Source organism: Acinetobacter sp. ANC 5600 (assembly GCF_002018395.1).
Taxonomy (GTDB): Bacteria; Pseudomonadota; Gammaproteobacteria; order Pseudomonadales; family Moraxellaceae; genus Acinetobacter; species Acinetobacter amyesii.
The window spans coordinates 13,525-39,786 of the sequence record NZ_MVKW01000010.1 but is presented as its reverse complement, the minus strand read 5'-3'; the positions used below and the strand labels follow the sequence as shown (position 1 = coordinate 39,786).

Below are 26,262 nucleotides of genomic sequence, written 5' to 3'. Positions count from 1 at the left end.
GACATTTACTGTTCATAATTAACCCTATAAAGGTAGCCATAAAAATATACAGGCTAAAGCAACAGAACTTTGATAATTCCTTTTGAGCTTGTCATATCGAGTAGCTATTCCTCTAAATTGCTTTAATCTACAAAACATATTTTCAACTCAATGCCTGATTTTATATAAATACCAGTCCATATGGTCATTGTTCGATTGGCTATTCATTTTCCTTGGTATATTCGCTTTAGTCCTTGTTTTCCTGATCTGTTCACGCAGTGATTCTGAATCATAGCCTTTATCTGCGCATACCACTTTTGTCTCTTTTAAATCTAATGTTGATATTAAATCAGGTGCAACTTTAACATCATGTGTGGTTCCATCGGTAATCATGAAATCAATAGGATTGCCATGTGCATCAACAATCAAATGTATTTTTGAGGAGTTTCCTCCGACACTTTTAGAAATAGATTGGTTCGCTATGCCGGCAGAATGTTGATGAGCACGTACATGAGAGCCATCAATAAAAATCCACTGCATATCGGGGCATGAGGCTAGTAATTTGAATAATCTAAGTAACTTACCGCTGCTTGACCAACGATTAAACCGTTTGAAAATAGAGTTTGAATGACCAAAACAAGAAGGAATATCTCGCCACGGACAGCCTGTTCTAATTCTATAGAGAATAGCTTCAATAAAATTGCGTAAATTTGAGTTGTGGTGAATGGATAAATTACGCAGAATAACTTTCAACTTTTGCCAGTGTTGATCTGTCAGCATGGTACGAGGCATAGCGAATAGTAAAATTGGGTTTGGCGATTTGATTTTACTACTTCGTTATTTTTTTAAGCTAAAAGTGTCAACACACCCTAACTATATTATTCCTAAAATAACTTGATACGGTTTAAATCCCTCAAGTACAGCTTCAGAAACTAACCGGATAAAAGCTTCAGTTTTTCCATAAGCCATCCATTGATCTAAAGCCTCATAATAAGCCAATTGAACCGTACCGGGTTTGTCGGAGACTTTTTTATTTAAGTTAGGCCACCTGACCTAACGGGTTAATCTTATCATAGTACATTGCTTCAAACTCAAAAGGCGATACATAACCCAGTGCACTGTGTACACGCTATTTATTGAACCAATCTACCCAGTTTAGTGTCGCAAGTTGTACATCTCCTAAACCTTGCCAATCTGCTTTTAGATATTCAATCACCTCTGTTTTGTATAAGCCATTCACCGTTTCAGCCAAAGCATTATCGTAAGCGTCCGCTGAACACACCTTATGAATTCATTCTATAAGCCTTAATTTAGTCCCCACTTAAAAACAAGTGGGGACTAAATTTATGACTACAAATAATCAGACATTCATCGCATATCTTGTGAAAAAACGAAGACCTCACACCCAAGTTGTTACTTAAATTTGAATATATTAGGGGGAAATTAGCTGTTGAATGTTTATGCAACAAAGCCATTTTCATATATATTTAACTAAGAATTAATTATTCGATTAAAAAACTTTCTTTTAATCTGGCTTGGAGAATGGAATTGCTTGTTACCCATTATAAGCCTTGGATCATGATCATACTACTGGTTTTAGCTGTCAGTTTTGCTACATATCGCTGGTGGCAAGGACCATTGCTGCCTAGTTATGAAGTCGTATCTAGTCCATTGATTCAAACAGTTGTCGCTTCAGGACGGGTAGAGAAAGTATCTCGGACTCAGATTGGTAGTGAAATTACAGGGGTTGTTCTTGAGCGATTGGTTCAAGAGGGAGATCGGGTCTCTCGAGGGGATATTCTTTTAGTACTGAAATCTGATGAAATTTCAGCGCAAGTGCGGCAGGCAGAAGCTGAATTAAAAGAACTCGAAACCACTAGACGCCCGCAAGCAGAAGTTGATTTAGCGAATGCCAAAGTACAATTAGAACAGGCTCAAAGAGAGGCGTTACGCAGACGAAATACCGAATCAGGAATATTATCAGCAGAGGAAAGGGAGAAATCGATAGAGGCAGAAAGACTCGCCCGTAATAATTTGGAATCAGCTCGATTAAAAGTTGCTTCACTTGCCCCAAATAAAGTTGAAGAGACAAAATTACGCGAACGAATCGCTGCACTACAAGCGCAACTTGCCAAGACCAAAATTCGTGCAGAAGTTTCAGGTATTATTTTAACGCGTAATGTTGAGCCAGGGGATCTGGTACAACCGAGTCAGACTCTCTTCACTATTGCACTGGATGGTGCGACTGAAATACGAGTGCCATTTGATGAACGAAATTTACCACTGCTGGCTTTACAACAAAAAGCCGCAGTGATTGCAGATGCCTATCCAAATCAATCTTTTCCTGCCCATATTAATTTTATTGCTCCAAGTATTGATGCTCAACGTGGCACAGTAGACGTCCGATTAACAGTTGATCCAGTCCCAGGTTTTCTGCGTCAAGACATGACGGTATCGGTAAATGTTGAAACCAACAAGCGCGAGCGAACCTTGGTCATTCCAAATGATGCTTTAAGCAGTATAAGTGGCAACAAGGCTAGGGTTATTTTAGTAAGAGATAGAAAAATTCAACGTCATCCTATCACACTGGGTTTACGTGGTTTGGTTATGTCTGAAGTTGTAGCTGGAGTGAAAGAAGGTGATCACGTCCTTACCGATGCAGAATCAGTGCTTAAAGATGGAACTCGTGTCCGAATAGAGAAAACTAAACGTGTTTTCCAGAGTCAAACGGATCAGAAAAATAGCAAAAATGAATTACCGGTGAAATTCGATTGAAAAACTTTTTTAGGCGACTTTGGACCGAGTGGACCATCGCAATCAGTTTTTTGCGAGAGGGTCGCACACAGTCGATGATGATTACCATTGGCGTCGCGGTGGGGGTAGCGGTCATTGTGTTCATTAGCGCCTTAATTCAGGGTTTACAATCGAATATTGTAGAAAGGACTTTAGGGACACAAGCGCATATTCGTTTGCTCTCACCAGATGAGGTGAATCATATTGTGCCACCAGCAGCAGGAACACTTCAGTTGTTACTAGAAGATCAGCGTGCACAACGCTTACGTTCTATTAATAATTGGCAGCAGATTACTGGGACTTTAGATCATTTACCGGTGTTGACTGCGGTTTCTCCTGTGGTCTCTGGTCCTGCATTTGTACAGCGCGGAGATGCAATTCAATCTGTTGCATTGGTTGGTATCAACCTTGAACGTTATCAACAGATTATTCCGTTAAAGCAATATATGGTGAGTGGTGAATTACGGGTCAGTGCGGATAATGTATTAATTGGGCGTCAATTAGCCAAAGATTTGGGTGTGCAAGTCGGGAGCAAATTAAGATTAGATACTGGGCAACAGAAAAATGCAGTGGTGAATATCTCTGGAATATTTGAACTGGGCGTGCGTGAATTGGATGCGCGCTATGTCTATCTGGATTTGAAACAGGCGCAATCTTTACTTAATTTGCCTGGTGGGGTCACAGTGATTGATCTGACGATCCAAGATATTTTTCAGGCGGAGCAAATTGCCTCACAAGTTGGACGCCTGGCTGGATTAAAAGCAGAAAGCTGGATTGAAACCAATGCTCAATTAATGAATGCGATTACCGCTCAAAGTCTTTCGACCAACATGATTATTGTTTTTGTAGGGATTTCAGTCGCTTTTGGAATTGCCAGTGTGATGTCGGTGAGTGTGGTGCAACGGACTCGGGAAATCGGTATTTTACGTGCAACTGGGGCTACACAAACGCAAATTTTAAGAGTTTTCTTATTTCAGGGAGCAATTTTTGGTCTGCTTGGTTCGATGCTTGGTAGTGTTGTCAGTTATTGTCTAATTTGGGGGTTTAATCAGTTTGGTCCCGGCTTGTTTTATATTTCGATTTCAATCAAGCTTATCTTGTCAGCATTATTCTTGGCGACTTTAACGGGAGTTTTGGCTGCTGCAATACCATCCCGTCGGGCTGCTGCACTCGATCCTGTGGAGGCAATTCGTCATGTCTGATTCATCTGAGGAAGTACTACGTTTAGAAGCATTGCGAAAGTCCTATAATGTTGGGCAACCTAATGAAGTGGAGGTATTACATGGGATTGATCTGTGTATTCAACGGAATGACTTTGCTGCATTAATTGGTCCTTCTGGTTCAGGCAAAAGTACTTTACTGAATATTCTTGGCTTATTAGATCAGCCTAGCTGTGGTGAGTTGTACTTGTTGGGTCAGGCAACAAGTCGTATGGATGATATGGCTCGGACAGCATTACGTGGCAACAGTATAGGTTTTGTGTTTCAATTTCATCATCTTATACAGGCCTTTACTGCCTTAAATAATGTGCTTATGCCATTAATGCTGAAGCAAGGTAAGCCAGATCAATCTGCGTTGCAATATGCCCATGAATTATTGGCCGCTGTAGGGTTAGATAAGTTCGCTGACCGTAAACCCAATGAGCTTTCTGGAGGGCAACAGCAACGCATAGCGATTGCACGTGCACTGATTACTCAGCCTGCACTATTGTTGGCCGATGAACCGACAGGTAATCTTGATACTCAAACTGCTGCGGAAATGTTTGAATTATTTCGTAAAGTTCATCGCGAACATGGCTGTGCAGTATTATTGGTGACTCATGATCCTAGATTATCGGCAACCTGTGATCGAACCATTAATTTGGTGGATGGGAGAATTCAGAGTGATTCCAAAAAATGATATAAGCTCAGTGTGAATGTGAATCACGTATCTGGGAAAAGCAGTTCAAAGCATATACCTTCTGCGCTATTAATCGCCTGATACATCCCTTGATGAAGCGTCATAATAGATGCCACAATGGATAGTCCCAAACCACCTGTTTGATGATAACTTTGTCTACTGGAACTGCATTGATAAAATCGCTCAAAGATATGCGGCAAATGTTCCGGGGCAATTTCTAAACCACTGGTCACGACCGATAGCGCAATCATAGGCAGTTTGTTGATGATCTTTCGATAGCTATGCACATAAATAGTCCGGCGCTTGCCGCCATGAATCAGGGCATTGGAGAGCAGATTATACAGAGCTTGTTGTAACTGTTCTGGATCTGCCAATAGCTCAGTTGCCTCAAGCTTTAAAACAAAATTGCAGTGTTGTTCTTCGGCTTGATACTCAAAAATGCTGAAGATATTTTCTATAAAGGATTGAAGTTGGATTTTTTGTCTGTTTAAGCAAACCTTCTGCGCATCTGCACGTGCCAGAAATAACATGCTGTCAATCATTCTTTTTAAGCGTTGATAGTCCTCTAGGTTGGAAATCAGCACTTCCTGATATTGTACGGGACTGCGTTCACTCATGAGTAAAATTTCGGTTTGTCCTATTAAATTATTCAATGGTGTTCTAAATTCATGCGCAATGTCTTCTGAAAAACGATTCAGCTGGCTATATCCCAGCTCAATACGGTCGAGCATGGCATTGATATCGGAGGCTAGTTGTGCAATCTCTTGAGGGGGATAGGGCAGATTGAGTCGCTGTTCAAGTTGCTGAATATTTATCGCATGGGTTTGTTCTCGCAGGATTCTTAATACTTTTAATCCCAGATGGCTAGCAATAGCACAAAGGATGAAAATCGCCAAGATACCTGTGAAAACATAAATGACAAGGCTCTTTTGAAAAGGTGCAATGATGCCTAAACGTTCAGACCACTGTTTGCCTGCAATTAACAGATACGGCTGGCGATTAATTTGAATAGTTTTCCAGGCAATGCGGGTGGGATAAGCATGCGCCGATAAATCTTGGAATTGAATTTGGGGCTGATGGGTAAATTCAGGTAGAGGAATGCCAAGAGGATTAATGCTGATCAGCGCCTGATCACCCTGAATCAATAAAAACAAATTATCCTGATTTCCCAACATGTTTTGATACAGCTTCGGGCGAGCGATGATCTGTTCAATATTGCTACTGTCTTGTAGTAATATTTCCAGTCGCTCAATTCGCTCAATCAAAGCCCTATCTTGCTGAGCAATTAAAATCTGGTTGATACCCAGATAGGTCATAAATGCTACACCGCACAAGACCATTGCAGCACACCCTGTAACCAAGAGTGTTAATCGGAGTTCTAGCGAACGAATCGGTTTCAACATTATTTCTCTGCCGAAATTTTATAGCCCAAACCGCGAACAGTATGAATTAACTTTATATCATGTCCCTCATCAATTTTACTACGTAAACGCCTTACCGCTACATCAATAAAATTGGTATCGGTATCAAAATTGATCTGCCAGACTTCAGAAGCTATTTGCCTGCGCGTAATAATTTCATTCGGATGGCGCAGCAGAAAGCGCAGAAGATTAAATTCTTTTTTACTGAGTTCTATCAACTGCTCATTACGCCAAACTTTATGATGGATCAGATCCATTTTTAAATTACCAATTTCTAATTGGTTTTCCTGTGCATACTGCTGGCGCCTAAGTAGACTTTTAATTCGGGCCAGTAATTCAATATAAGAAAAAGGCTTGGCCAGATAATCATCGGCGCCCAGTTCCAAACCTTTGACCCGATCAATCACCTGATCTTTTGCTGTAAGAAAAATGACCGGAATTTGGGAAAATTGTCGCAAGACTTTCAGGACTGCCCAGCCATCAATATCGGGCAACATTACATCTAATATGACTAGGCTATATGCATGCATCTTTAACTTTTCCAAACCTTCTAGTCCTGAATGGACGCATTGCGCCTCATAGCCAGATTCATTTAACCCTTTAACCAGATATGAGGCGATCTTCGCTTCATCTTCGATAATTAGAATACACATTTTGTTCAGACTCATTTTAAAGATGACAACTTTGTAATGTGATTGTCATCCTTCAAATCATTCAGGTTGTATAAGATTTTTAAAACTTAATTCAGGGCAATCATGATGAACAAACTCAAAGGGCTTATTGCAACAGTAATGCTGATGAGTAGCAGTACTTTTGCACAATCCGTTCAATTCAATCAAGTTTATTCACTTGATTCTCAGTCAGCACGAACTCTTACGGATGCTGCGGTGACTGCGTGTCAAAAAATACAGCACAATATCGCTGTGGTGGTGGTGGATCGGGGCGGAAATACGTTAATGGCAAACAGGCATGAAACTGTCGGACCGCATAATTTGGGCGCAGCTGAAAAGAAAGCCTATACCGCCTTATCGACCAAAACGGCGACTATGTTGTTAAGTCAAAATGCCAATGAAAACAAGGATGCAAAAAATTTAACCACCTTATCTAATCTACTGCTGTTGGGTGGCGGCCTACCTGTGAGTTATGAAAATCAGGTGGTCGGTGCCATTGGCGTTGCCGGAGCAGGGGGTGCAAAAAATGACCATTACTGCGCTGAAACAGCTGTTAAGTCTATTTTCAATCCTTAAGGAATTCATCATGTTTAAAAAATTATTGCCACTTTCAACACTATTGTTGACCTCAATGACTTTCGCACAAACTAACCCTTTAAGTGTGCATGTGTTGAATCTAGAAAATGGTCTACCCTCAGCTCAAGTCGAAGTGGTACTCGAAAAAAGTACTGGGAATAAATGGGTGAAGTTAAATCAGCAATATACTGGTCCTAATGGCCGTATTACTGGATTGTTTCCTGAAAATCAGAAGCTTGAAGCCGGTATTTATAAAGTTACTTTTAAAACTGAGGACTGGTTTAAAAAAAATAAGCAAGATACTTTCTTTCCTGAAGTTCCTGTAATTTTTAAGGTAGATGGAAGTGTCAGCCATTATCATATTCCTCTACTTTTAAGTCCTTATGGATATTCGACTTATAGAGGTAACTAAGACTTAACAGGGCTAGTTTAACTAGCCCTTTTATTCGTGCTGAGTCCGTAAACTAGAGAAAAATCACAAAAAATTCATGATTGTATTGTTATTCTTTTAGTCAGATTAAAGTCGATAAAGCTTATTGACGCTTCGTGATGATTAAAAACGAGAATGGTATGAATCAATTTTCTGAAGAGGACTTATCCAGAATTATAGAAATGGCTTGGGAAGATAGAACTCCTTTTGAAGCTATTTTATGTGAGTATGGTTTAAATGAAGCGGCGGTGATCCGCTTGATGCGGCAAAATATGAAAGCATCGAGTTTTAAAATGTGGCGTGGACGCGTCACCGGCCGAAAAACCAAACATCTGCAACTGCGTTCACCCGACGTGATACGGGCCTATTGTTCACGGCAATACAAGCGTTTCTAAGCGTTTGATTTTGACCGCTGTCTGGACTCACGTTTACATCGTTCAGAACAGTATCTGACTTCCTCCCAGCAGCGTTGCCATTTTTTGCGCCAAGTAAAAGGACGCAAACAGTGCATACAGATTTTTTCAGGAAAATGCTGTTTTTTCATGGTTTATAACTCATCAATCCGGCTAAGAAGTTGCTGGGCATGGCTGATAATCTGAGGCCGATCTTTAAGCTTGTCCAGCTGTCGATAGATCATGCACATACGTGGATGAGTACGGAATGTCGCTTCATGCCGGATCATGAAATACCAGTACAGGCTGTTGAAAGGACAGCTGTCCGGTTCGGTACGGGTTTTGACATTGTAGCTACAGTGCTTGCAGTAATCCGACATCTTATGGATATAATTGCCCGAAGCCCCATAGGGCTTGCTGGCCATTAAGCCACCATCGGCATGCATTACCATGCCCAAGGTGTTCGGTAGTTCTACCCATTCATAGGCGTCGGCATAGACTGCCAGATACCACTCACTGATCTGCTGCGGGTCTACACCCGTTAACAGGGCAAAATTTCCAGTCACCATCAAACGCTGAATATGATGTGCATACGCATGCTGAAAAGTATTACGGAAACACTCAGCCATGCAGTTCATCTGAGTGCGGCCAGTCCAGTAAAATTGTGGCAACGGGGTTGAGTACTGCAGCGCATTGCGGCTGGCATACTCCGGCATGTACAGCCAGTAAATTCCGCGAACATATTCGCGCCAGCCGAGGATTTGCCTGATAAAACCTTCCACTGCATTCAGTGGTGCATGACCGGCATAGTAGGCCGTTTCTGCGGCATCACAGACTTCTCGCGGCAGCAGCAAGCCACAGTTTAGATAAGGCGAGAGCAGGCTGTGAAACAGCATGTCTGCACCCTGAACCATTGCATCCTGATAATCTCCAAAATGCGGCAAACTGTGGGCAATGAAATGCTCCAATGCAAGCAGGGCATTGCTGCGCGTGGTGGCCCAGTGAAAATCGGCAAGACTGCCAGAGTGATGGGAAAACTCGCGTTCAACCAGTTCCAGTACATCCAGATCAATCTGATCCCGTTCAAAATGAAGTGCTGGAGGCAATGGCGGACTGCCTGACCAGGCCTTGCGATTGGCACTGTCATAGTTCCACTGTTGTCCAAGCGGCTGCTGTCCCTGCATCAAGTAGCCGGTCTGCTTGCGCATTTCCCGATAAAAATATTCCATGCGCAGCGTCTGGTAACGGCTGGCCCAGTACCGGAACTGCTCCGGATTGCAGAAAAAACGCTCATCATTCAGGCACTTTACCGACAGTTGCAGCTGCTGGCTCCAGTGCTGTTCAATCTGCTGCTGCAAGCGGTATTCTCCGCATTGGGTCATGACTAGTTCTGTGACAGGGAACAGCTGTTGCTGTCCCTGCACAAAATCTAGCAGGCTGCGAATCGGACTTCCGGACTGAAAAGCATAATAACGTACACGCCAGCCCTCGGCCTTGAGCTCTTTGGCAAAATGACGCATGGCGCTAAAAATCAGGGCAATTTTCTGCGGATGATGCGCGACATACGTGGCTTCCTCAACCACTTCGGCCATCAGGATCACATCCTGGGTACGGTCCAGCGCTTTGAGCGTAGCAAGCTGATGATGAAGCTGGTCACCTAGAATTAAACCGAAACGCATACCTATCTCAGAACCAGTGAAAGAGAGCGCAGTGTAAAGCCGAACAGTTCAATTTTTTGTGAAAATAAAGATCAACGTGCATGTTGAATCAATTCAACTCGACCAGATGATCAGCTGGCATTGCACAGGAATCATGATTGCTGCAATAAAAGACTGTCCATCTCTGTAATGCTACAGCCCATTGATGAAATTCACATTGCATCATTCCTTAATGCATAGGTGGTGTGAAAATTATGTGATTTTAATCAAAAAGATACAAATTATTATGGTTGTAATTCAGGCAGCTTGCACCTAGTATCTGCTCAGAAGTTACTCCATGTAAGCTTCCTTAGTTTTGTCCCATACACTCCTATGTATGGGATTTTTTTTAATCAGTGGATGTCATGAGCATGCATTCAAAAGCATATATTTTTAGACAGCAACAATTATTAGTGGATGAGCATTTTCAGTTGCCACAGGTAGCAAGATTGCAGCATGATCTAGACCTCTCGGAAAATGGCAAGATCATTGCACGTGATCTTAAAGAAGACGAACCAGTGCCTAAAGGTTATCAATTGGTTCCGATCCGGCAACTGGTGCAAGTCTGGAGCAGACCGCAGTTTGAACAGGCCAGCCGTGCGGTACAGTTGCTAGAATGGCGTCGTAATCACCGCTTTTGCAGTAAATGCGGTCACGCCACCCAGCAGCACGCCAGCCAGTATGCCATGGTCTGTCCATCCTGTGGCTATAACCAGTATCCGCGGGTGAATCCTTGTGTAATTACCATCATTACCCGGGGTGCAGATGAAATTCTGCTGGCAAAAAATGCCCGCAACAAAACCCAGATGTACAGCCTGATTGCCGGCTTTGTTGAAGTCGGGGAAACCCTGGAAGAGGCAGTCCGCCGTGAAACGCTGGAAGAAGTGGGGCTGCAGATCAAGAATATTCAATATCTGGCCAGCCAGCCATGGCCGTTTCCCAGCAACCTGATGATGGCTTTCAAGGCGGAATATCATGCAGGGGACATCCAGATTCAGGAAAATGAACTGAGCGATGCGCAGTTTTTTAAGTTTAATCAGTTACCAGAGATTCCGTTTAAAGGTAGTATCGCTTATGCCATGATTCAGCATGTGATGTATGGAACGCCTGTTGCAGATGACAGCAAAGAGTGGCTTTGAAACAGCAATCCTGTTTGGGGCTCTCAAATAAACTGCGATAACGCACTGGGTCCTGAATATTCAGATGGCATTTCCTGACCAATAGACCCTGAATCGCAGCATTTGATCTTCACACTTTGTTCACATCCAGCTGGGTTTATCTTAAGGCTGTAATTAAACAAGGCTAAAAATGAACATGCGATTCAAATCGGTTTTTGCAGCGACGGCACTGGCCATCATCAGCTTAAGTACCACGACCCGAGCAGAAACTGCTGCGTCTCAGGCAGTCGATCAGGTGGATATCCAGCAGTATGCAGGCAAGTGGTATGAAATTGCGCATTTACCGATGTATTTTCAGCGTAAATGCGTCTCGGATATCACGGCGCAATATAGCCTCAATGCCGATCAGACCATGCGTGTCTTGAATAGTTGCCGGATTGGCAACGGTGAGATGATCAGCTCTGAAGGAGTTGCCTATCCGCAAAATGCGGGCAACAGCAAACTGAAGGTCAGTTTTTTGCCGCAAGGCTTAAGATGGATTCCGTTTACCAAAGGTCATTACTGGGTATTACGAGTGGATCCGGAATATAAAGTGGCGCTGGTGGGTGGACTGAGTAATAAATATCTGTGGATTTTATCGCGTGAACCGCAACTCGATGAAGCCACCTATCAGTCCTATCTGGAAACCGCAAAACATTATGGTTATGACGTGACAAAATTGATCAAATTGCCGCATTAATCTGTTACCCTTTTGCCGAACTGCCTAGTCTCTCTACAGTTCGGCTTTTTTTATTTACTTCACATAAAATTCATATCTGACTGATTACACTCATCAAATAGAATAAAGACAATCGCTTGAAAATAGGATGAGTCCATGTTGAACAGTCTGATGCGATGGATAGACAGCTGGTCTACACCCACAGCGCCCGAAACACTGACGGCTGAAAACAGCAAGATTCAGTGGCTGCGGATTTTGCCCTTTATTCTGTTGCATCTGGCCTGTTTCGCCGTGTTCTGGGTGGGAGTGTCTTGGTTTGCGCTGGGCTTTATGCTGGCGTTCTACCTGATCCGCATGTTTTCCATCACCGCTTTTTTTCATCGTTATCTGTCACATAAAACTTTTCAGACTTCGCGTCCGGTACAGTTCCTGTTTGTGTTGATGGGTACCATGAGTGCGCAGCGTGGCCCGCTCTGGTGGGCGGCGCATCACCGTTATCACCATCGCTATACCGATACCTTGCAAGACCCGCATTCCTCCACGCATGGTTTTTGGTACAGCCACGTTGGCTGGTTTTTAAACGAATATAACTTTGCCACGCGTAAAGAAGTCATTAGAGATTGGCTGAAATATCCGGAACTGATCTGGCTGGACCGTTTCAGTTTAATTGTGGTGGTGCTGACCGCGGGCGGTATTTATGCGCTAGGGGAGTGGCTGGCTATGACCTGGCCGCAACTCGGTACCTCCGGCCTGCAATTGCTGGTCTGGGGATTTGTGGTCTCAACTGTGTTACTGCTCCATGCCACTTTGTGTATTAACTCACTGGCGCATCATTATGGCAGCCGGGATTTTGACACTGAAGATCATAGCCGCAACAACTTATTCTTGTCGATCATTACATTGGGCGAAGGCTGGCACAACAATCACCATTATTATGCCGGCAGTACCCGGCAGGGTTTTTACTGGTGGCAGATTGATGTGACCTATTACCTGCTAAAGCTCATGTCTTGGTTCGGGCTGGTCTGGGGACTCAAGCCGATTCCTGCACGTGTCTATGATGTCAGTAAAATTACCCGGGCTCGAAAACAGAAAAAAGCTGCCAAGACCGGCACTCCGACTATTCATTCAAAGGAATCACCATGAAAATTGCAATTATTGGTTCAGGTATTTCCGGTCTGTATGCCGCCTGGAAACTCAGCAAAGCGCATGAGGTCACGCTGTTTGAAAAGAATAACTACTTTGGCGGCCATACCGACACGCATCAGCTGAATATAGACGGCGAACAGGTGGCCGTCGACAGTGGCTTTATTGTGTTTAACGAGCATAACTATCCACTGTTCTGCGCCATGCTGAAAGAACTCGGGATTCAGTCGCAAAGCAGTGATATGGGCTTCTCAGTGAATAATCAGGTCAGCGGCTTGCAGTACAATCCGTCAAAAAAATTCTCGCTGCTGTTGCGGCCACAAAATTTCCTCAAGACTGATTTTCGCGCGATGTTGTCGGATCTGTTCCGTTTCTATGCGGCCAATAAAGATCTGGATGTGGAACAGGTCGATGCACAGCTCAGTATTGATGAGTATTTAAATCAACATGGTTATAGCGATGCCTTCCGTCAGGAACATCTCTATCCGATGTGTGGAGCGCTGTGGTCCTGTCCGGTGGAACAGGCCGGACAGATTCCCTATAAATTTGTGGTGAGCTTTTTCCAGCACCATCGCATGTTGCAACTGAAAGACCGGCCGTTATGGCTCACGGTCAAGGGTGGATCGGCTCGCTACGTTCGTGCGATTCAGTCCCAGACGAATATTATCTTCCGCAAAACGGGTGTGCTTCATGTATCCCGTAGTTCCAATGATGTACTGGTTGAAACAGCACAGGGCAGTGAGCGTTTTGACTGGGTAATCTTTGCCAGTCATGCTGACGACAGCCTGAAACTACTTAAAGACCCGACCGCGCAGGAGCTGGACGTGCTAGGCAAGTTCCGCTATCAGGATAACCGCATGGTGGTACATTCCGATACCTCTATCATGCCCAAATCCCGTCGCCAGTGGGCCAGCTGGCATGTACACGTCACGCCGACTCAGGCCACTGAACAGACGCCATTCCAGCACAGTGGCACACATTATGGCTTTAGCTACTGGATGAACCAGTTGCAGAACCTGAACTGCAAAACCCAAGTCTTTGCCACCCTGAATCCTAACTTTGCCTTGGATCCGAAAAAGGTCTGGGTCGAACGGCATTACCGTCATCCGGTGTTTGATGCCTCCGCGATTGAAGCACAACAACGCTGGGCCGAGATCAATAGCCAGAACCGCACCTCATACTGTGGCGCTTACTGGGGCTGGGGCTTTCATGAAGATGGTGCCCGTAGCGCTGCATGGGTGGTCGATCAGCTCTTAAAACAGACCGAGCAGGCCGCCTAGGAGGATATGATGCAAATGTTTCCACTGGCGATTGCCTCTGCTGAAATCCGGCATCGTCGTTATTTGCCCCAAGCCCATGCTTTTAAAACCCAGCTAAGCTATCTATGGTTTGATCCAGATCAACTCGCGACGTTTACCCGAAAATCCTGGCTGTGGTCATCTAACCGCTGGAATTTCCTGACCCTAGATGAGCGCGATTTTCTGACTATGGAATGTGGCTCGATTCGGCAGAAGATTGCACGCCTGCTGATCAAGCGGGAAAACTACCTGCTTCCGCATGCCGCGTCTATCCGGGTGCTAGCTTTGCCACGAACACTCGGCTTTCGTTTCAATTCCGTAGTGTTTTATCTGGTCTTTGGTGCCACCGACCAGTTGCTCTTTGTGCTGAGTGAAATCACCAACACACCGTGGAATGAACGACAGGTCTACATTCACGACTGCCGGAACAATGCAGACGAATATGCGTCGTACCAGAGTCACCAGTTTGACTTTAAAAAGGCCTTTCATGTGTCGCCGTTCATGCCGATGGGGCTGGATTATCGCTGGCGCTTCAGCTTTTCGGATCGGCAAAACGTGATTCATATGCAGCTGTTTGAGCAGGGAATCTTGCAATTCGATGCCACCCTGAAATTTTCCTTGCAGGCCATCACGGTTCCTTCACAGCAGTATCGCTATGCTGTACTGAAAGTTCTTGAACCCTTCAGGATGGTCAGCGGAATTTATCTGCACGCCTTTCGTTTATGGAAAAAGAAAATTCCGTTTTACCGACATCCTAAAAAAGAAAAAGGAAACACATTGCGATGAAAACACTATTCATGGGAGAGCAAAGCACACTGCCGGTGGTACTGCGCCACCTGCTGAAATTACGCCATGGTCAGCTGATTTTTAAAGGTGTCTGGAACGGGGCTGTCGGGGAAAATAGCGATTTACAGGCGGTGATACAGGTGCATGATGTCCGTCTGATGGATCTACTGTTCCGTAATGGTGTACTGGGTGCTGCCGAAGGTTTTATCCGTGGCTACTGGAGCAGTGAAGATCTGGTCGATGTGATCCGCATTTTGGCACGTAACCGCGATGTGCTGGATCTGATGAATCAGAATGCAGTGGCCAAAGCCAGCCAGTTACTGTTAAAGGTCTGGTATAAATCGCGCAAGAATTCGATTGATGGCAGCCGCAAAAATATTGCCGAGCATTATGACCTGAGTAATGACTTTTTCAAGCTGTTCCTGGATTACAGCATGATGTATTCCAGTGCGGTGTTTAAAGAGCCGGGCATGAGCCTGGAACAGGCTTCGGATTATAAAAAAGAGCTGATTTGCCAGAAACTGCAACTCAAACCGATGGATCATTTGGTCGAAATTGGCAGCGGCTGGGGTGGTTTTGCCATTTATGCCGCTCAGCAGTATGGCTGCAAGGTCACCACCATCACCATTTCCAGAGCACAGTATGATGAAGCCGTGGCTCGGGTCGCTGCAGCCGGACTGTCACATCGCGTGACTGTGCAGCTGAAAGATTACCGTTTACTGGAAGGCAAATACGACAAGCTGGTGTCGATTGAAATGATCGAAGCCGTAGGTGAGCAGTATTTATCCACCTATTTCCAGAAATGCCGTGAGCTGCTGAAACCGAATGGTCTGGCCCTGATTCAGGCCATCACCATTGAAGATGCACGCTATGCCAAAGCCCTGAATACCGTGGACTATATCAAGCGCTATATTTTCCCAGGCAGTTTTATTCCCTGTATCAGTGTCATGACCCAGACCGCTTCTGAGCAAAAACTTCGTCTCAAACATCTGGAAGATATTGGTCAAAGCTATGCACAAACCCTGAAGTGTTGGCGTCAGCGTTTCTTGCAGCAGCATGATCAGGTACTTGGGCTTGGCTTTGATGAGCGTTTTATCCGCATGTGGGATTTTTATCTGTGTTATTGCGAAGGTGGCTTCCGCGAAGGCGTGATCAGTGATGTACATCTGCTGTTCGAAGCCAGTGCCTACTAAGCCAAGATAAAGCAGGAGGGCCGAAATGCTGCTGAACTTACTGATGCTGAATGTCTTTATCATGCTCTGTAGCTGGGTGTTGGTGACCTATAACCGTAGAGCAGGGCTGGTCGATGTCGCTTGGAGTTTCAGTATTGCCCTCAATGTGATTATTGCCGCTTGGGCGATTGACAGTGCACCGATGTTGGTTCGCTTATTTCTGGGACTGGCGAGTGGGATCTGGTTTTCACGGCTGACTTGGCATCTGTTACGGCGCTATGCCAGTGAAACCCAAGAAGACACGCGTTATGCCAACATGCGCCGAGCGATGGGGGAGTATCAGCATCTTGGTTTTCTGGTGTTTTTTATATTTCAGGCAGGATTGGCTCTACTGTTTTCTTACCCAATGCTGAAGCTGTTAAGTATCTCGACCGAGCAATGGAATGACTGGACTTTGGTCACTGTGATTGTGGCGGGCATGATCATGCTATCCGCTTTGATAGGCGAAAGCACTGCCGATCAGCAACTTTACCGTTTTAAGCTCGATCCGCAAAACCGGGGGAGAACCATGGATCAGGGTTTGTGGAAATATTCGCGCCATCCGAATTATTTCTTTGAATGGCTGCACTGGTTTGCCTATCCGGTCCTTGGTCTGGCAGCAGGTGCCTATGGATTATGGATTTATCCGCTGCTGATGTGGCTGTTTCTGTACTACATCACCGGGATTCCCTTTAGTGAACAACAGGCGCTGGCACATCGCGGCGACAACTATAAAGACTATCAACGACGAACTTCAATGTTTATTCCGTGGCCACCCAAACAGTAGGTAAATACATGGACTTTATGATTCAACAATCTTTAAAACTGGTCGAAAGCGGCAAGCTGCCCGATTCAGTCATTCGCGCCGGCATTCGCAGCCTAAGCAAAAAACGTCTGGCACAGGAAGGACGCTTTGACCCGGCACTGGCAGCTCGGCGCTATATGGATGTGCTGCATATGCTGAAAAACAGCGAGATTGCCATCGAGACCGAAAAGGCCAATCAACAGCACTATGAACTGCCCACCGCATTTTTCCAGGCGGTGCTGGGCAAGCGTCTGAAATACAGCGCTAGCCTGTTTGAACATACTCATACCACCCTGAATCAGGCGGAAGAAGCCGCACTGGCCAGCTATTGCCAGCGTGCACAGTTAAAAGATGGACAGGATATTCTGGAAATTGGCTGTGGCTGGGGATCGTTGAGTCTGTATATGGCCGAGCATTATCCCAAGGCCCGCATTACGGTGGTGTCGAATTCCTCGACCCAGCGCCAGTATATTCAGGAACAGGCGCGTCTGAAAAAACTGCAGAACCTGACGGTGATCACCTGCGACGTCAATGTACTGCAACTGGAACCCGCGTCCTTTGACCGCGTAGTTTCGGTGGAAATGTTTGAACACGTACGTAATTACCAGAAACTGTTTGAAAATATCAGCAGCTGGCTGAAAGCGGATGGTCTGCTCTGGTGCCATATTTTCTGTCACCGTTTCCTGCATTATCCGTTTGAAGTGAAAAATGAATTCGACTGGATGTCGAGATATTTCTTTAGTGGCGGACTGATGCCGGCAGCTTCGACCTTTCTGCATTTCCAGCAGCATTTGCAATTAGAGCAGCACTGGCAATGGGCCGGCACGCAGTATGAACGCACCGCAAATGCCTGGCTGGAGAACATGGACCGGAAACAGGTCGAGCTGCAGCCCCTGTTTGAACAGACCTATGGTGCAGATGCCTCCATCTGGTGGCAACGCTGGCGGATTTTCTTTATGGCCTGTGCCGAGCTGTTCGGTTATGAGCATGGACGCGAGTGGGTGATCGGTCACTTTCTGTTTAAAAAGAAAACCGTATAATTGAATGGCGAATCGGATGGGCCAGCGGGGAATGCACCAATGTTAAAGCTGTTCAGGGACAAACACGATCATCCTCTGGGTGAGGTGTTTAACCGCTATTACTGGCTGCAAATCGGATTCATTGCCCTGTCTGTGGTGATCGGGATTGGCTGTAGTGCTTGGGTAATCAAGGGTTCCCTGCTCAGAACTGCGCTAGAACAGGAAATGTCACACTACTGGCAGCGGCTGGAACGTAATCCGGCTGCTGAACTGCCCGACACCAAAAACCTGTATGGTTACCGCTGGAGCGATGTGCCGCCAGTCCAATTTCGCCACATGCAGCTTGAGCAAGGGGTGAACCGGCATTTTGTCGATGGCAAGGAGCGCATGACCGTGTATGGTGAAAAAGACGGACAGCATGTGCTGCTGGTGTTTGGCGAAAGCAACGTCAACAAGCTGGTCTGGCTGTTTGGTCTGGCACCGCTGATGGTCAGCCTGTTTGTGCTATATAGCGTATTGTGGTGGTGGAACCGTCGGGCCCGACGTTATTTTTCCCCGATTACCCGGTTGGCCAATGCGCTGGAACATATCGACTGGGAACATCAGAAAAATCAGGCTTCGCCTTTTCAGGACATCCGCACCGACTCCAATCTGGAAGCTGAATACCTCAAGCAGGCGCTGGAAAAATATCATCAGGTATTAAGCGAATTTATTCAGCGTGAGCGTGAATTTACCGGAGATGTTAGCCATGAGCTGCGCACGCCACTGACCATTTTAAAAGGCAATGTGCAGCTGTGTCAGGCACGCTATGGCGACAACAAGTCCTTTACCCGCCTGCATAACACCATTGAAGACATGCAGCTGCTGGTCGATACCTTGCTGGCCATTGCCCGCAATACCACCAATACTTTAACTGCTGAACCGACCATGCTTTCAGAATGTCTGGACAATCTGGTGCAGGATCTAGAGAGTGTCAGTCATAACAAAGGCATGCAGATTGACCTGCAAAAAGACCTCGATGAACAGCCGCGTAAACTTTATCCATCCATGACCAAAATGGTGTTTGGTAATATTCTGCGCAATGCGCTGAACTATTCACAGGGCACAGAAATTGATGTGATTCTAGAAAAAAATAAAGTGCTGATTGCTGACAATGGGGTCGGCATGCCTTTACCTAACAATTCTAAGGTTCAGGAACTGTCTGGCCAGCAGCTACAACTGGAAATCAAAGGGCATGGCATTGGATTGCAATTGGTGCAAAAGCTATGCAAACAGCTAGGTTGGCGTGTGGAGCTGTTTGACAGGCAATATTATATTGTCACCCATCAGAATGTTGACCTGGCAATGACCACTGGACTGATTGTCGTTGTGTACCTAAATTAGGCTTCATCTTCGAAAGCAATCTTTAAACCAATCCCGGATATGGTGTGAATCAGCTTTTGTTCAAAGGGTTTATCGACCATTTTGCGTAAATTATAGATATGACTGCGCAGAGCATCACTTTCTGGCTCTTCGTCACCCCAAAGCTCCATCATAATTTCCTGTTTGGTCAGTACTTTAGGAGAGTGACGCATCAGTAGCTTCAAAAGTTTAAACTGAATTGGAGGCAATTCAATGTTCTGGCCAGCTCGAGTTAGCTGCTGTGTTGCGGGGTCCAAAATTAGGTCATGAATTTGCAGACGACTGTTGGATACTTCACCCAGGGAGCGTTTGATCAGGGCCTTGACCCGAACCACCAGCTCGTTAAAGTCAAAGGGCTTGACCAGATAATCATCCGTGCCGGAATTGAAGCCTTTGAGTTTATCATCCAAGGTATCCCGAGCGGTAAGCATCAAGACAGGTAAGTCCAACCCCTCTTCATTGCGTAACCACTCGCACAATTCATAACCAGAACCATCAGGCAAATTAATGTCTAGTAGCAAGATATGGTAGCGTTGCTGTTTCAGTAATTGTCTAGCAGCACTCAGATTGCGGGCATGATCGACCACAAAGCCATGTTCTTCCAGAAACTCGCATAGGGTAGAGGCCAGTTCATAATGGTCTTCAACCATCAGGATAAAATGTTTCGACATAGCGGCAGATACTAATTTAATAATTGCTGTTTTAATTTAGCACTAAATGGCTGGGGACCCAGCCATATATTAAAATATTGTTGTGCCAGAGGATGTCTAAGCTGCCCTAAACCTTGCTGGTTCAAGGATAAGCTCAGGGTCTGTGTAGCATGGTTGTATTTTAAACGGTACAGGTCGCCTGATCTGACCGGACGATACAAATCGGTGATTGGGTTGAATAGAGCATGTATTTTTGCGTCTTTAACATTACGTTTCAGTAAATGTGTGGCCGCACGCTTAAATGCCCATTCCGGAATATTCTGTGTATAGGAAAAGTCCATCTGTATATTTTGTTTTTCCCAGGATTGGCTACAGTTTTGGGCAAAATAACTGGCCATACCGACCTGTTTTTGACCCACCATCAGCGGACCATTGCCGCATTGATTCAGGCTTTGTGCCTGTGCCCATGGACTGAAGCTACATCCCATCACTAAAGCCGTGCTGATCGCTATTTTTTGAAAGGCAGTAGCCATGAGTAGACCCCTCCAACATAAGGCAGGGAACGGTACAGGCCGTTCGCAGGGTCCCAGAAATCCTGCTGGAAAATAATCTTGTTGTTTTCGTTAATCTTGATTTCACTGATACCGTAAGAGTCCATACTGCGGGTCGTGCCGAACATTTTAAAATCATAGATCATATGCCAGTGCACGTAGGCAGAGTCCTGATAATAAGAAGCGTTTAACAGCTTGACGCTGACCTTGCTGACCCGTTTGTTCATGCCTTGAAAGTGCTCGAGTAGATTTTGACGGGATGAAAATTGCGATAGGGTATCGTTAATAAACAGCTGGTCGGCATACAGCGATCCGGCTCTTTCCACAAATTCTGGTGTGCCCAAGGTATTAAAAGCTGAGGTAAAGCGGAGGCCGATATCCTGAGCTTTAGCCTGATCCAGCGCTATCCCCTGAATACCGTTTCTGGATTGGGCGTAATCGGCTGAATAACTGGGAATACTTTTACATCCGGCTAACAACAGAAGCGGCAAGGATAAGGCTGTAGCAATAAGTGTTTTTACAAGTCTCATCATCAGTGTCCGTATGAAGTGTATCTTTATACCTTAGGCAGCACAGCGTGAACAGAATGTGAAATAGACGTTATAGATGAGCAATTGAATAGAATTTTTCAAATCAAAGATTAAATGTTTAACTTTTTTCTTCGGCCATTAACCAATCAATGATATTCATAACATCACGATTTTCGTTATTTTTTCTGACCATTGCATAAAAATTATAGTCACAATAGATAAAACCAAAAGGGGCAATGATCCTTCCATTTAACATTTCTTTTTCTACTAGAATTTGAGGTGCTATGGCAATTCCTAACCCAGACACGGCAGCTTCTATCATTAAATTCAGACTATCAAAATAACGTTCATTCGCTTTTGGGGAAAAGCGTATTTGAAACTGATCGAACCATGTATGCCATGCACTTTTATTTGAGTGGGTATGAAGTAATGGATAGTTTAAAAGATCATTTACGGAATGAAGAAGATTTATTTCACGATTACAAATAGGACCCATGTTATCGGGAAATAACAGATATTTATTCAAAAAGTTGGGAAGTAGATGATGCTCACTGACGCTATTGATAAATATGTCAACTTTCTCTTTTTCTAACAATTTTAAGTCATTACATGTCATTAATTTGATATGGATATTGGGATAAATGACTTCGAGCTTTTCTAATCTCGGAATCAGCCAATTTGCCATAAAACTATGAGAAGCACCTATGACAACTTCTACTTCAGATGTCTTAGTAGTTAACTCAAAGACGCATTGTTCTAAACGATTAAAAAGCTGCGTACAAACGAGCAATAATTCTTCGGCATCCGCCGTCAGAGAGATGGTCGAGGAATGTCGAATAAACAATTTTTTATCCAACCATTCTTCTAACTGCTTTATTTGATGGCTAATCGCGCTATGGGTTACACATAATTCTTCGGCAGCTAAGCTGAAACTTTTATTTCTGGCGACAGCTTCGAAAGCTTTTAAGGCATTAAGCGGAGGTAATGTTCTGCGTTTCATGTTGTAAAATTCTCTAACACCATAAGCTCAAAATATATCAATTATCATAAAAATGAAAATATTTTAAGATCAAACAAGTTTTGATAGTAAAAGAGATATGAGATGACAACCCCTTATACAGGTAATGGTCCTGATGACCTGGGATTTTTTGGTCAATTTGGCGGATGTTACATGCCAGAGATCTTAATGCCAGCACTTCAAGAATTAGAACAAGCCTTTAATACTGTTCGGCACAAACCTGAATTTTGGGCTGAATATCAGCAGATTTTAACGGACTTTGTTGGTCGTCCTAGTCCTCTTTTTTATGCAAAAAACCTAACAGCTTATGCAGGCGGCGCTCGAATATATTTCAAGCGAGAAGATTTGAACCATACGGGTGCGCATAAGATCAATAATTGTGTAGGGCAAATCTTATTAGCCAAATTTATGGGCAAAACCAGAATCATTGCAGAAACGGGTGCTGGGCAACATGGTGTTGCAACAGCAACGGTTTGCGCGCTGTTTAAGATGAAATGTACCATTTTTATGGGAGAAACAGATATTCAGCGGCAACAAATGAATGTTGAACGTATGAAATTACTCGGTGCTGAAGTCAGAAGTGTTCAAAAAGGGCGTGGGACTTTAAAAGATGCCATGAATGAAGCATTACGTGACTGGATTCGTCATGTGGATACAACCTATTACCTATTGGGTACGGGTGCAGGCCCTCATCCATATCCCAACATGGTCAGAGAATTTCAGAAAATTATTGGTTTAGAAGCCAGAAACCAAATACTCCTGAAAGAAAATAAACTGCCTGATGCTCTAGTTGCTTGCGTTGGCGGGGGATCAAATGCATTAGGGTTGATGCATCCTTTTCTAGAAGACCTGAATGTCAAAATGTTTGGCGTTGAAGCGGGTGGAAAAGGAACAAATAGCGGTGAACATGCCGCCTCTATTTGCAAGGGTCAAGTCGGTGTGCTGCATGGCAATTTAACTTATTTATTACAAGATTCAGATGGGCAGATTTTAGAGGGGCACTCTATATCAGCTGGCTTAGATTATCCTGGTGTTGGTCCTGAGCATGGTCTTCTGTTTGAAACAAGACGTGTTACATATACGGCGATCACCGATCAAGAAGCGGTAAATGCCTTTCAGCTTTTAAGCGAACAGGAGGGTATTATTCCTGCTCTTGAGAGTTCTCATGCAATTGCATATGCGATTCAACTTGCTCAAGAAATGCAGCCAGAACAGATCATTATTGTCAATTTAAGTGGCAGAGGAGACAAAGACTTAAACACGGTCAAAAAATATCTTGCAGGAGCTACAGCATGAACCGTCTAGATCAAAAATTAGAGCAATTGAAACTGGAAAATCGAAGCGGTCTGGTCTGTTATTTTACTGCTGGAGATCCTAATTTTACAGAAAGTTGTCGTCTGTTAAGCCAATTGGGTCAAGCAGGGGCTGACATTATTGAAGTGGGTATTCCATTTTCTGATCCAGTGGCAGATGGAGAGATCATTCAGGCAGCGCATCTTCGGGCTTTAGATGCAGGTCAAACGGTAAAACAGACCATTGAGTTGGTAAAAGTAATCAGGCTGCATGATGACAAGACACCAATAATTTTCATGACTTATTTAAATCCGATTATGCAATATGGTTTTGAGACACTTATCGCTGAAACAGAAAATCTTATAGATGGAATATTGATTTTAGATGCTCCATATGGATATCGAGAAAACTTTGAGGTGCTATTAAATGAAAAAAATATGCATTTAATTGCAATGACCGCGCCGACGACCCCAGTTGAAAGGTTAGAGCAAATTTCAGCGCGCGCGACAGGGTTTTTATATCATGTTGCAGAAAATGGATTAACAGGAGGAGACTTCAATTTATCTTATCTTGAGAAAAAGATGACTGAAATTAAGCCGATTTTTAATATACCTGTTGCAATTGGTTTTGGGATCAAAAATGAAAGCCATGTTAAAGCACTAGCCAATAAAGTAGATCTTATTATCATTGGCTCAGCGCTTGTTGATACTTTTTTTAATAAGGGAATGAATGCGACTTTAGAAAAAGTGACGGTTTTTGCACAGATACTGAGACAAAATAAAGAATAGTCAGGCACCTTTCATAAATCTTCTTTAAAACCATAATTGAATATAAAACAATATTTTATCTTGTCCTTCTCCCGAAAGGGAGATGGAACTTTATACGTGGATATTTTTCTAAAAGTGATCGCTTTTTTAAAAATCACTATTATCATATAGATGTGACATGCGTTTTTGCTTTGTTTCAAGATAAGCTTTGTTAAAGATATTTAAACCAACTTTTAAAGGAATACGTTCAACAACATTAATTCCTAAATCAGTTAAAGATTTAATTTTAAGGGGATTATTTGTAATGAGTTTTACATTCTTTATTTTTAAATAATCTAACATAATGGTACACATATCATATTTACGAGCATCTGCTGGTAAATTTAATAATAAATTGGCGTCAAGAGTATCATGTCCTTGGTCTTGAAGGGCGTAAGCTCGAATTTTATTGCTTAGTCCTATGCCGCGACCTTCTTGGCGCAAGTATAAGATCACACCTTGACCTGCATCATTAATCATTTTCATGGTTGAATGTAATTGGGGGCCACAATCACATTTGAGTGATCCAAAAGCGTCACCTGTTAAGCACTCTGAATGAATTCTAACGAGTACAGGTTGATTAGAAATAGTACCCATGCCTTTGGCAAGAGCAATATGTTCTTCACCAGTACTTTGGTCTTGAAATGCTATAATTTCAAAATCGCCAAATGCAGTAGGTAACTTTGATTTGGAAACAAATTCTATAGCCATTTAATTATACCCCTGTATTTTAAGAATTTAGAAACTTTCAACTATTACTTTCCACCTAAAATAGTTCTCAGATAGTGAAATTTATGTGAAAACACAAGATTTTTTAGTGTCTGAAGTAAATTTCAATAAAAAAAGCAATAAGTTACATCTAATTTTATCTTTGGAATTATGTAAGAACTAAAAACAAAAAACTCAAAATTAATACTTAAAAATACTACATAGTCGTATAGAATAAATTACTACAAGGTAGTATAAATACAAGTAATGTATACAATATGTGAAACCCCATTATTTACTAAATACTGTCTTGTTTATTGGGCTCAGGAAGAATTCAAAACATTCTTGGCATTAAATCCTGAAGCAGGAGATGTAGAGCCTAATTCAGGTGGCATTCGTAAAATTAGTTGGACGAGCGGTGGGAGAGGTAAAAGTAGTGGTGTCAGAGTCATCTACTTTAATCGTTTAACAAATGGAGAGATTTGGTAACCCTGTACAGTAAAAAGCAAACTGTACAGCTTAGTAAAAAAACTCTTCAAGCATTGGTGGAGAAATTAAATGACTCGTTTAATGACTGAAAAAGAACTCGAAGCTTTTGAAGGAACCAGAGATATTGAAGCTGAAATCTTGCAAGGTATAGATGATATGTTTGCTAATAATGCAGCTAAAAGAACTGTAATTACTGAGACCGATGTAGCATTAGCTCGTAGAAAGGCTCAACTGACACAAGAGCAATTTGCCAAACTTCTGGGTGTTTCGAGACGTACACTCGAATCTTGGGAACAAGGTACTAGAAGACCTTCAGGAGCAGCAACATCGCTTATTCGATTATTTATTGTTGATCCACAATTTGTAAAAGAAAGCCTGGCTTGATTTATATAGCTCTTGATTGAGGGCTATTGGCCTATTGATTCTAGCCAAAATAATGGAAGTACTTCCCTCTAAAGATAACGTAACGTTAACTTTGGAGATCCAAGAAATGGCTATCTTACGCAGCAATGCTGCTCAAGTCCTGAATTTAAACAGCAAGCGATTGATTATGCACTATTGAGATTTATTACAATCGAAGCAGAAGACATTCTGCAAACGGCTGGTTAAGCCCAGAAGCCTTTGAACAGAAATATTTCAAGAATTTAGAGGGATTTGTTGTCCACGATACTGTCTAGGATCAGCTTGGATTAGTGACATATTCAGCTCCTACAAAATTCAATAGTAGCTGAAGATCGACTTAATGCGACAGAACCGAAATATTACCTCAAATAATTAAGGCTCGCTTGCGAGGTCTTTAAAACAAACCCATTGCAGAGTAATGATTAACTATTACTGATATTTGTTGCTTAATACAGATT

27 protein-coding genes and 5 pseudogenes are annotated in these 26,262 nt (G+C 43.5%); 20 read left to right on the top strand and 12 right to left on the bottom strand.

Translation table 11 applies throughout. The annotated features are described in order from the left end of the window. Nucleotides 1-5 precede the first annotated feature (5 nt). The 3 pseudogenes from B1201_RS15510 to B1201_RS15500 all read right to left on the bottom strand — a co-directional run. A pseudogene (locus tag B1201_RS15510) lies at nucleotides 6-771 on the bottom strand (IS5 family transposase). Nucleotides 772-852: 81 nt separating this feature from the next. Further along, nucleotides 853-981 (bottom strand): annotated as a pseudogene (locus B1201_RS15505) (Fic family protein); the annotation flags it as partial. A 37-nt stretch (nucleotides 982-1,018) separates the two neighbouring features. Continuing rightward, a pseudogene (locus B1201_RS15500) lies at nucleotides 1,019-1,255 on the bottom strand (integrase core domain-containing protein); the annotation flags it as partial. 266 nt (nucleotides 1,256-1,521) lie between these two features. Here B1201_RS15500 and B1201_RS15495 point away from each other — a divergent pair. From B1201_RS15495 to B1201_RS15485, 3 genes are read left to right on the top strand one after another with little or no spacing between them, the layout of a single operon-like run. Next, nucleotides 1,522-2,754: an efflux RND transporter periplasmic adaptor subunit gene (locus B1201_RS15495; RefSeq protein ID WP_171263812.1), complete on the top strand. Its 1,233-nt coding sequence runs from the start codon at nucleotides 1,522-1,524 to the stop codon at nucleotides 2,752-2,754. After that, the gene (locus tag B1201_RS15490; protein WP_078194314.1) at nucleotides 2,751-3,974 is read left to right on the top strand and encodes an ABC transporter permease; all 1,224 of its coding nucleotides are present in this window, start codon (nucleotides 2,751-2,753) and stop codon (nucleotides 3,972-3,974) included. Before B1201_RS15495 ends, B1201_RS15490 begins: the two co-directional genes overlap by 4 nt. Next, complete coding sequence (locus B1201_RS15485) at nucleotides 3,967-4,671, top strand: ABC transporter ATP-binding protein (protein ID WP_078194313.1); 705 nt, start codon at nucleotides 3,967-3,969, stop codon at nucleotides 4,669-4,671. Before B1201_RS15490 ends, B1201_RS15485 begins: the two co-directional genes overlap by 8 nt. A gap of 23 nt (nucleotides 4,672-4,694) precedes the next feature. Here the strand turns inward: B1201_RS15485 and B1201_RS15480 are convergent, their stop codons facing one another. Continuing rightward, on the bottom strand, nucleotides 4,695-6,077 hold the full coding sequence (locus B1201_RS15480) for a heavy metal sensor histidine kinase (protein WP_143221715.1): 1,383 nt from the start codon (nucleotides 6,075-6,077) through the stop codon (nucleotides 4,695-4,697). After that, nucleotides 6,074-6,745: a heavy metal response regulator transcription factor gene (locus tag B1201_RS15475; protein ID WP_078194311.1), complete on the bottom strand. Its 672-nt coding sequence runs from the start codon at nucleotides 6,743-6,745 to the stop codon at nucleotides 6,074-6,076. Before B1201_RS15475 ends, B1201_RS15480 begins: the two co-directional genes overlap by 4 nt. 105 nt (nucleotides 6,746-6,850) lie before the next feature. Here B1201_RS15475 and B1201_RS15470 point away from each other — a divergent pair, with 105 nt between their 5' ends. The 3 genes from B1201_RS15470 (at nucleotide 6,851) to B1201_RS15460 (ending at nucleotide 8,164) form a co-directional block, all read left to right on the top strand. Then, nucleotides 6,851-7,339: a GlcG/HbpS family heme-binding protein gene (locus B1201_RS15470; RefSeq protein ID WP_171263817.1), complete on the top strand. Its 489-nt coding sequence runs from the start codon at nucleotides 6,851-6,853 to the stop codon at nucleotides 7,337-7,339. 10 nt (nucleotides 7,340-7,349) lie between these two features. Further along, nucleotides 7,350-7,751: a hydroxyisourate hydrolase gene (uraH, locus tag B1201_RS15465; RefSeq protein WP_004981585.1), complete on the top strand. Its 402-nt coding sequence runs from the start codon at nucleotides 7,350-7,352 to the stop codon at nucleotides 7,749-7,751. Nucleotides 7,752-7,909: 158 nt separating this feature from the next. Next, complete coding sequence (locus B1201_RS15460) at nucleotides 7,910-8,164, top strand: TIGR03643 family protein (protein ID WP_078194347.1); 255 nt, start codon at nucleotides 7,910-7,912, stop codon at nucleotides 8,162-8,164. Here B1201_RS15460 and B1201_RS15455 read toward each other — a convergent pair. Together B1201_RS15455 and B1201_RS15450 are read right to left on the bottom strand one after the other, a co-directional pair. Beyond that, nucleotides 8,161-8,280, bottom strand: coding sequence for a DUF2256 domain-containing protein (locus tag B1201_RS15455; RefSeq protein ID WP_236162469.1), 120 nt, complete (start codon nucleotides 8,278-8,280; stop codon nucleotides 8,161-8,163). The genes B1201_RS15460 and B1201_RS15455 overlap by 4 nt on opposite strands. A 36-nt stretch (nucleotides 8,281-8,316) precedes the next feature. Continuing rightward, nucleotides 8,317-9,840 carry a cryptochrome/photolyase family protein gene (locus B1201_RS15450; protein WP_078194308.1) on the bottom strand — a complete coding sequence of 508 codons (1,524 nt, stop codon included), beginning with the start codon at nucleotides 9,838-9,840 and terminating at the stop codon, nucleotides 8,317-8,319. A gap of 383 nt (nucleotides 9,841-10,223) precedes the next feature. Here B1201_RS15450 and nudC point away from each other — a divergent pair, with 383 nt between their 5' ends. The 9 genes from nudC (at nucleotide 10,224) to B1201_RS15405 (ending at nucleotide 19,339) form a co-directional block, all read left to right on the top strand. Further along, on the top strand, nucleotides 10,224-10,997 hold the full coding sequence (gene nudC / locus B1201_RS15445) for an NAD(+) diphosphatase (protein WP_171263811.1): 774 nt from the start codon (nucleotides 10,224-10,226) through the stop codon (nucleotides 10,995-10,997). A gap of 169 nt (nucleotides 10,998-11,166) precedes the next feature. Continuing rightward, nucleotides 11,167-11,715 (top strand): lipocalin family protein, encoded by a 549-nt coding sequence (locus B1201_RS15440; protein ID WP_078194306.1) that lies wholly within the window; start codon nucleotides 11,167-11,169, stop codon nucleotides 11,713-11,715. Nucleotides 11,716-11,850: 135 nt separating this feature from the next. Beyond that, nucleotides 11,851-12,837, top strand: a complete 987-nt coding sequence (locus tag B1201_RS15435) for an acyl-CoA desaturase (RefSeq protein ID WP_078194305.1) — start codon at nucleotides 11,851-11,853, stop codon at nucleotides 12,835-12,837. Continuing rightward, a complete protein-coding gene (locus B1201_RS15430) occupies nucleotides 12,834-14,117 on the top strand; it encodes an NAD(P)/FAD-dependent oxidoreductase (RefSeq protein ID WP_078194304.1) in 1,284 nt (427 codons plus the stop codon). Before B1201_RS15435 ends, B1201_RS15430 begins: the two co-directional genes overlap by 4 nt. Nucleotides 14,118-14,126: 9 nt before the next feature. Next, complete coding sequence (locus B1201_RS15425) at nucleotides 14,127-14,921, top strand: DUF1365 domain-containing protein (RefSeq protein ID WP_078194303.1); 795 nt, start codon at nucleotides 14,127-14,129, stop codon at nucleotides 14,919-14,921. Further along, on the top strand, nucleotides 14,918-16,114 hold the full coding sequence (locus B1201_RS15420; RefSeq protein ID WP_078194302.1) for an SAM-dependent methyltransferase: 1,197 nt from the start codon (nucleotides 14,918-14,920) through the stop codon (nucleotides 16,112-16,114). The genes B1201_RS15425 and B1201_RS15420 overlap by 4 nt, the downstream gene beginning before the upstream one ends. Before the next feature lie 25 nt (nucleotides 16,115-16,139). Continuing rightward, a complete protein-coding gene (locus tag B1201_RS15415) occupies nucleotides 16,140-16,919 on the top strand; it encodes a DUF1295 domain-containing protein (RefSeq protein WP_078194301.1) in 780 nt (259 codons plus the stop codon). 8 nt (nucleotides 16,920-16,927) lie between these two features. Beyond that, nucleotides 16,928-17,977 (top strand): SAM-dependent methyltransferase, encoded by a 1,050-nt coding sequence (locus B1201_RS15410; RefSeq protein ID WP_078194300.1) that lies wholly within the window; start codon nucleotides 16,928-16,930, stop codon nucleotides 17,975-17,977. Between the two features lie 39 nt (nucleotides 17,978-18,016). Continuing rightward, on the top strand, nucleotides 18,017-19,339 hold the full coding sequence (locus B1201_RS15405) for a sensor histidine kinase (RefSeq protein ID WP_078194346.1): 1,323 nt from the start codon (nucleotides 18,017-18,019) through the stop codon (nucleotides 19,337-19,339). Here the strand turns inward: B1201_RS15405 and B1201_RS15400 are convergent. From B1201_RS15400 to B1201_RS15385, 4 genes are all read right to left on the bottom strand, one after another. After that, nucleotides 19,336-20,028: a response regulator transcription factor gene (locus tag B1201_RS15400; protein ID WP_078194299.1), complete on the bottom strand. Its 693-nt coding sequence runs from the start codon at nucleotides 20,026-20,028 to the stop codon at nucleotides 19,336-19,338. The two genes, B1201_RS15405 and B1201_RS15400, sit on opposite strands and share 4 nt — an antisense overlap. Nucleotides 20,029-20,039: 11 nt before the next feature. Continuing rightward, entirely contained in the window at nucleotides 20,040-20,540 is a 501-nt protein-coding gene (locus B1201_RS15395; protein ID WP_078194298.1) for a chalcone isomerase family protein, read from the bottom strand. Next, nucleotides 20,516-21,088 carry a nuclear transport factor 2 family protein gene (locus B1201_RS15390; RefSeq protein ID WP_171263815.1) on the bottom strand — a complete coding sequence of 191 codons (573 nt, stop codon included), beginning with the start codon at nucleotides 21,086-21,088 and terminating at the stop codon, nucleotides 20,516-20,518. Before B1201_RS15390 ends, B1201_RS15395 begins: the two co-directional genes overlap by 25 nt. A 118-nt stretch (nucleotides 21,089-21,206) precedes the next feature. Then, nucleotides 21,207-22,088, bottom strand: a complete 882-nt coding sequence (locus B1201_RS15385; protein ID WP_078194296.1) for a LysR family transcriptional regulator — start codon at nucleotides 22,086-22,088, stop codon at nucleotides 21,207-21,209. 102 nt (nucleotides 22,089-22,190) lie between these two features. Between B1201_RS15385 and trpB the strand changes: the two genes are divergently transcribed. Continuing rightward, entirely contained in the window at nucleotides 22,191-23,402 is a 1,212-nt protein-coding gene (trpB, locus tag B1201_RS15380; RefSeq protein ID WP_078194295.1) for a tryptophan synthase subunit beta, read from the top strand. After that, a complete protein-coding gene (gene trpA / locus B1201_RS15375; protein WP_078194294.1) occupies nucleotides 23,399-24,187 on the top strand; it encodes a tryptophan synthase subunit alpha in 789 nt (262 codons plus the stop codon). The genes trpB and trpA overlap by 4 nt, the downstream gene beginning before the upstream one ends. Nucleotides 24,188-24,313: 126 nt before the next feature. On the opposite strand, the gene ribA is transcribed toward trpA, so the two are convergent. Beyond that, nucleotides 24,314-24,916 carry a GTP cyclohydrolase II gene (gene ribA, locus B1201_RS15370; RefSeq protein ID WP_078194293.1) on the bottom strand — a complete coding sequence of 201 codons (603 nt, stop codon included), beginning with the start codon at nucleotides 24,914-24,916 and terminating at the stop codon, nucleotides 24,314-24,316. 264 nt (nucleotides 24,917-25,180) lie between these two features. On the opposite strand from ribA, the pseudogene B1201_RS17275 reads away from it, so the two are divergent. The 3 genes and pseudogenes from B1201_RS17275 to B1201_RS16825 form a co-directional block, all read left to right on the top strand. Continuing rightward, nucleotides 25,181-25,491: pseudogene (locus tag B1201_RS17275) on the top strand (transcriptional regulator). Further along, complete coding sequence (locus B1201_RS15360) at nucleotides 25,472-25,786, top strand: helix-turn-helix domain-containing protein (RefSeq protein WP_078194292.1); 315 nt, start codon at nucleotides 25,472-25,474, stop codon at nucleotides 25,784-25,786. Before B1201_RS17275 ends, B1201_RS15360 begins: the two are co-directional and overlap by 20 nt. A 173-nt stretch (nucleotides 25,787-25,959) precedes the next feature. Continuing rightward, nucleotides 25,960-26,079, top strand: a pseudogene (locus tag B1201_RS16825) (IS3 family transposase); the annotation flags it as partial. Nucleotides 26,080-26,262: the final 183 nt, after the last annotated feature.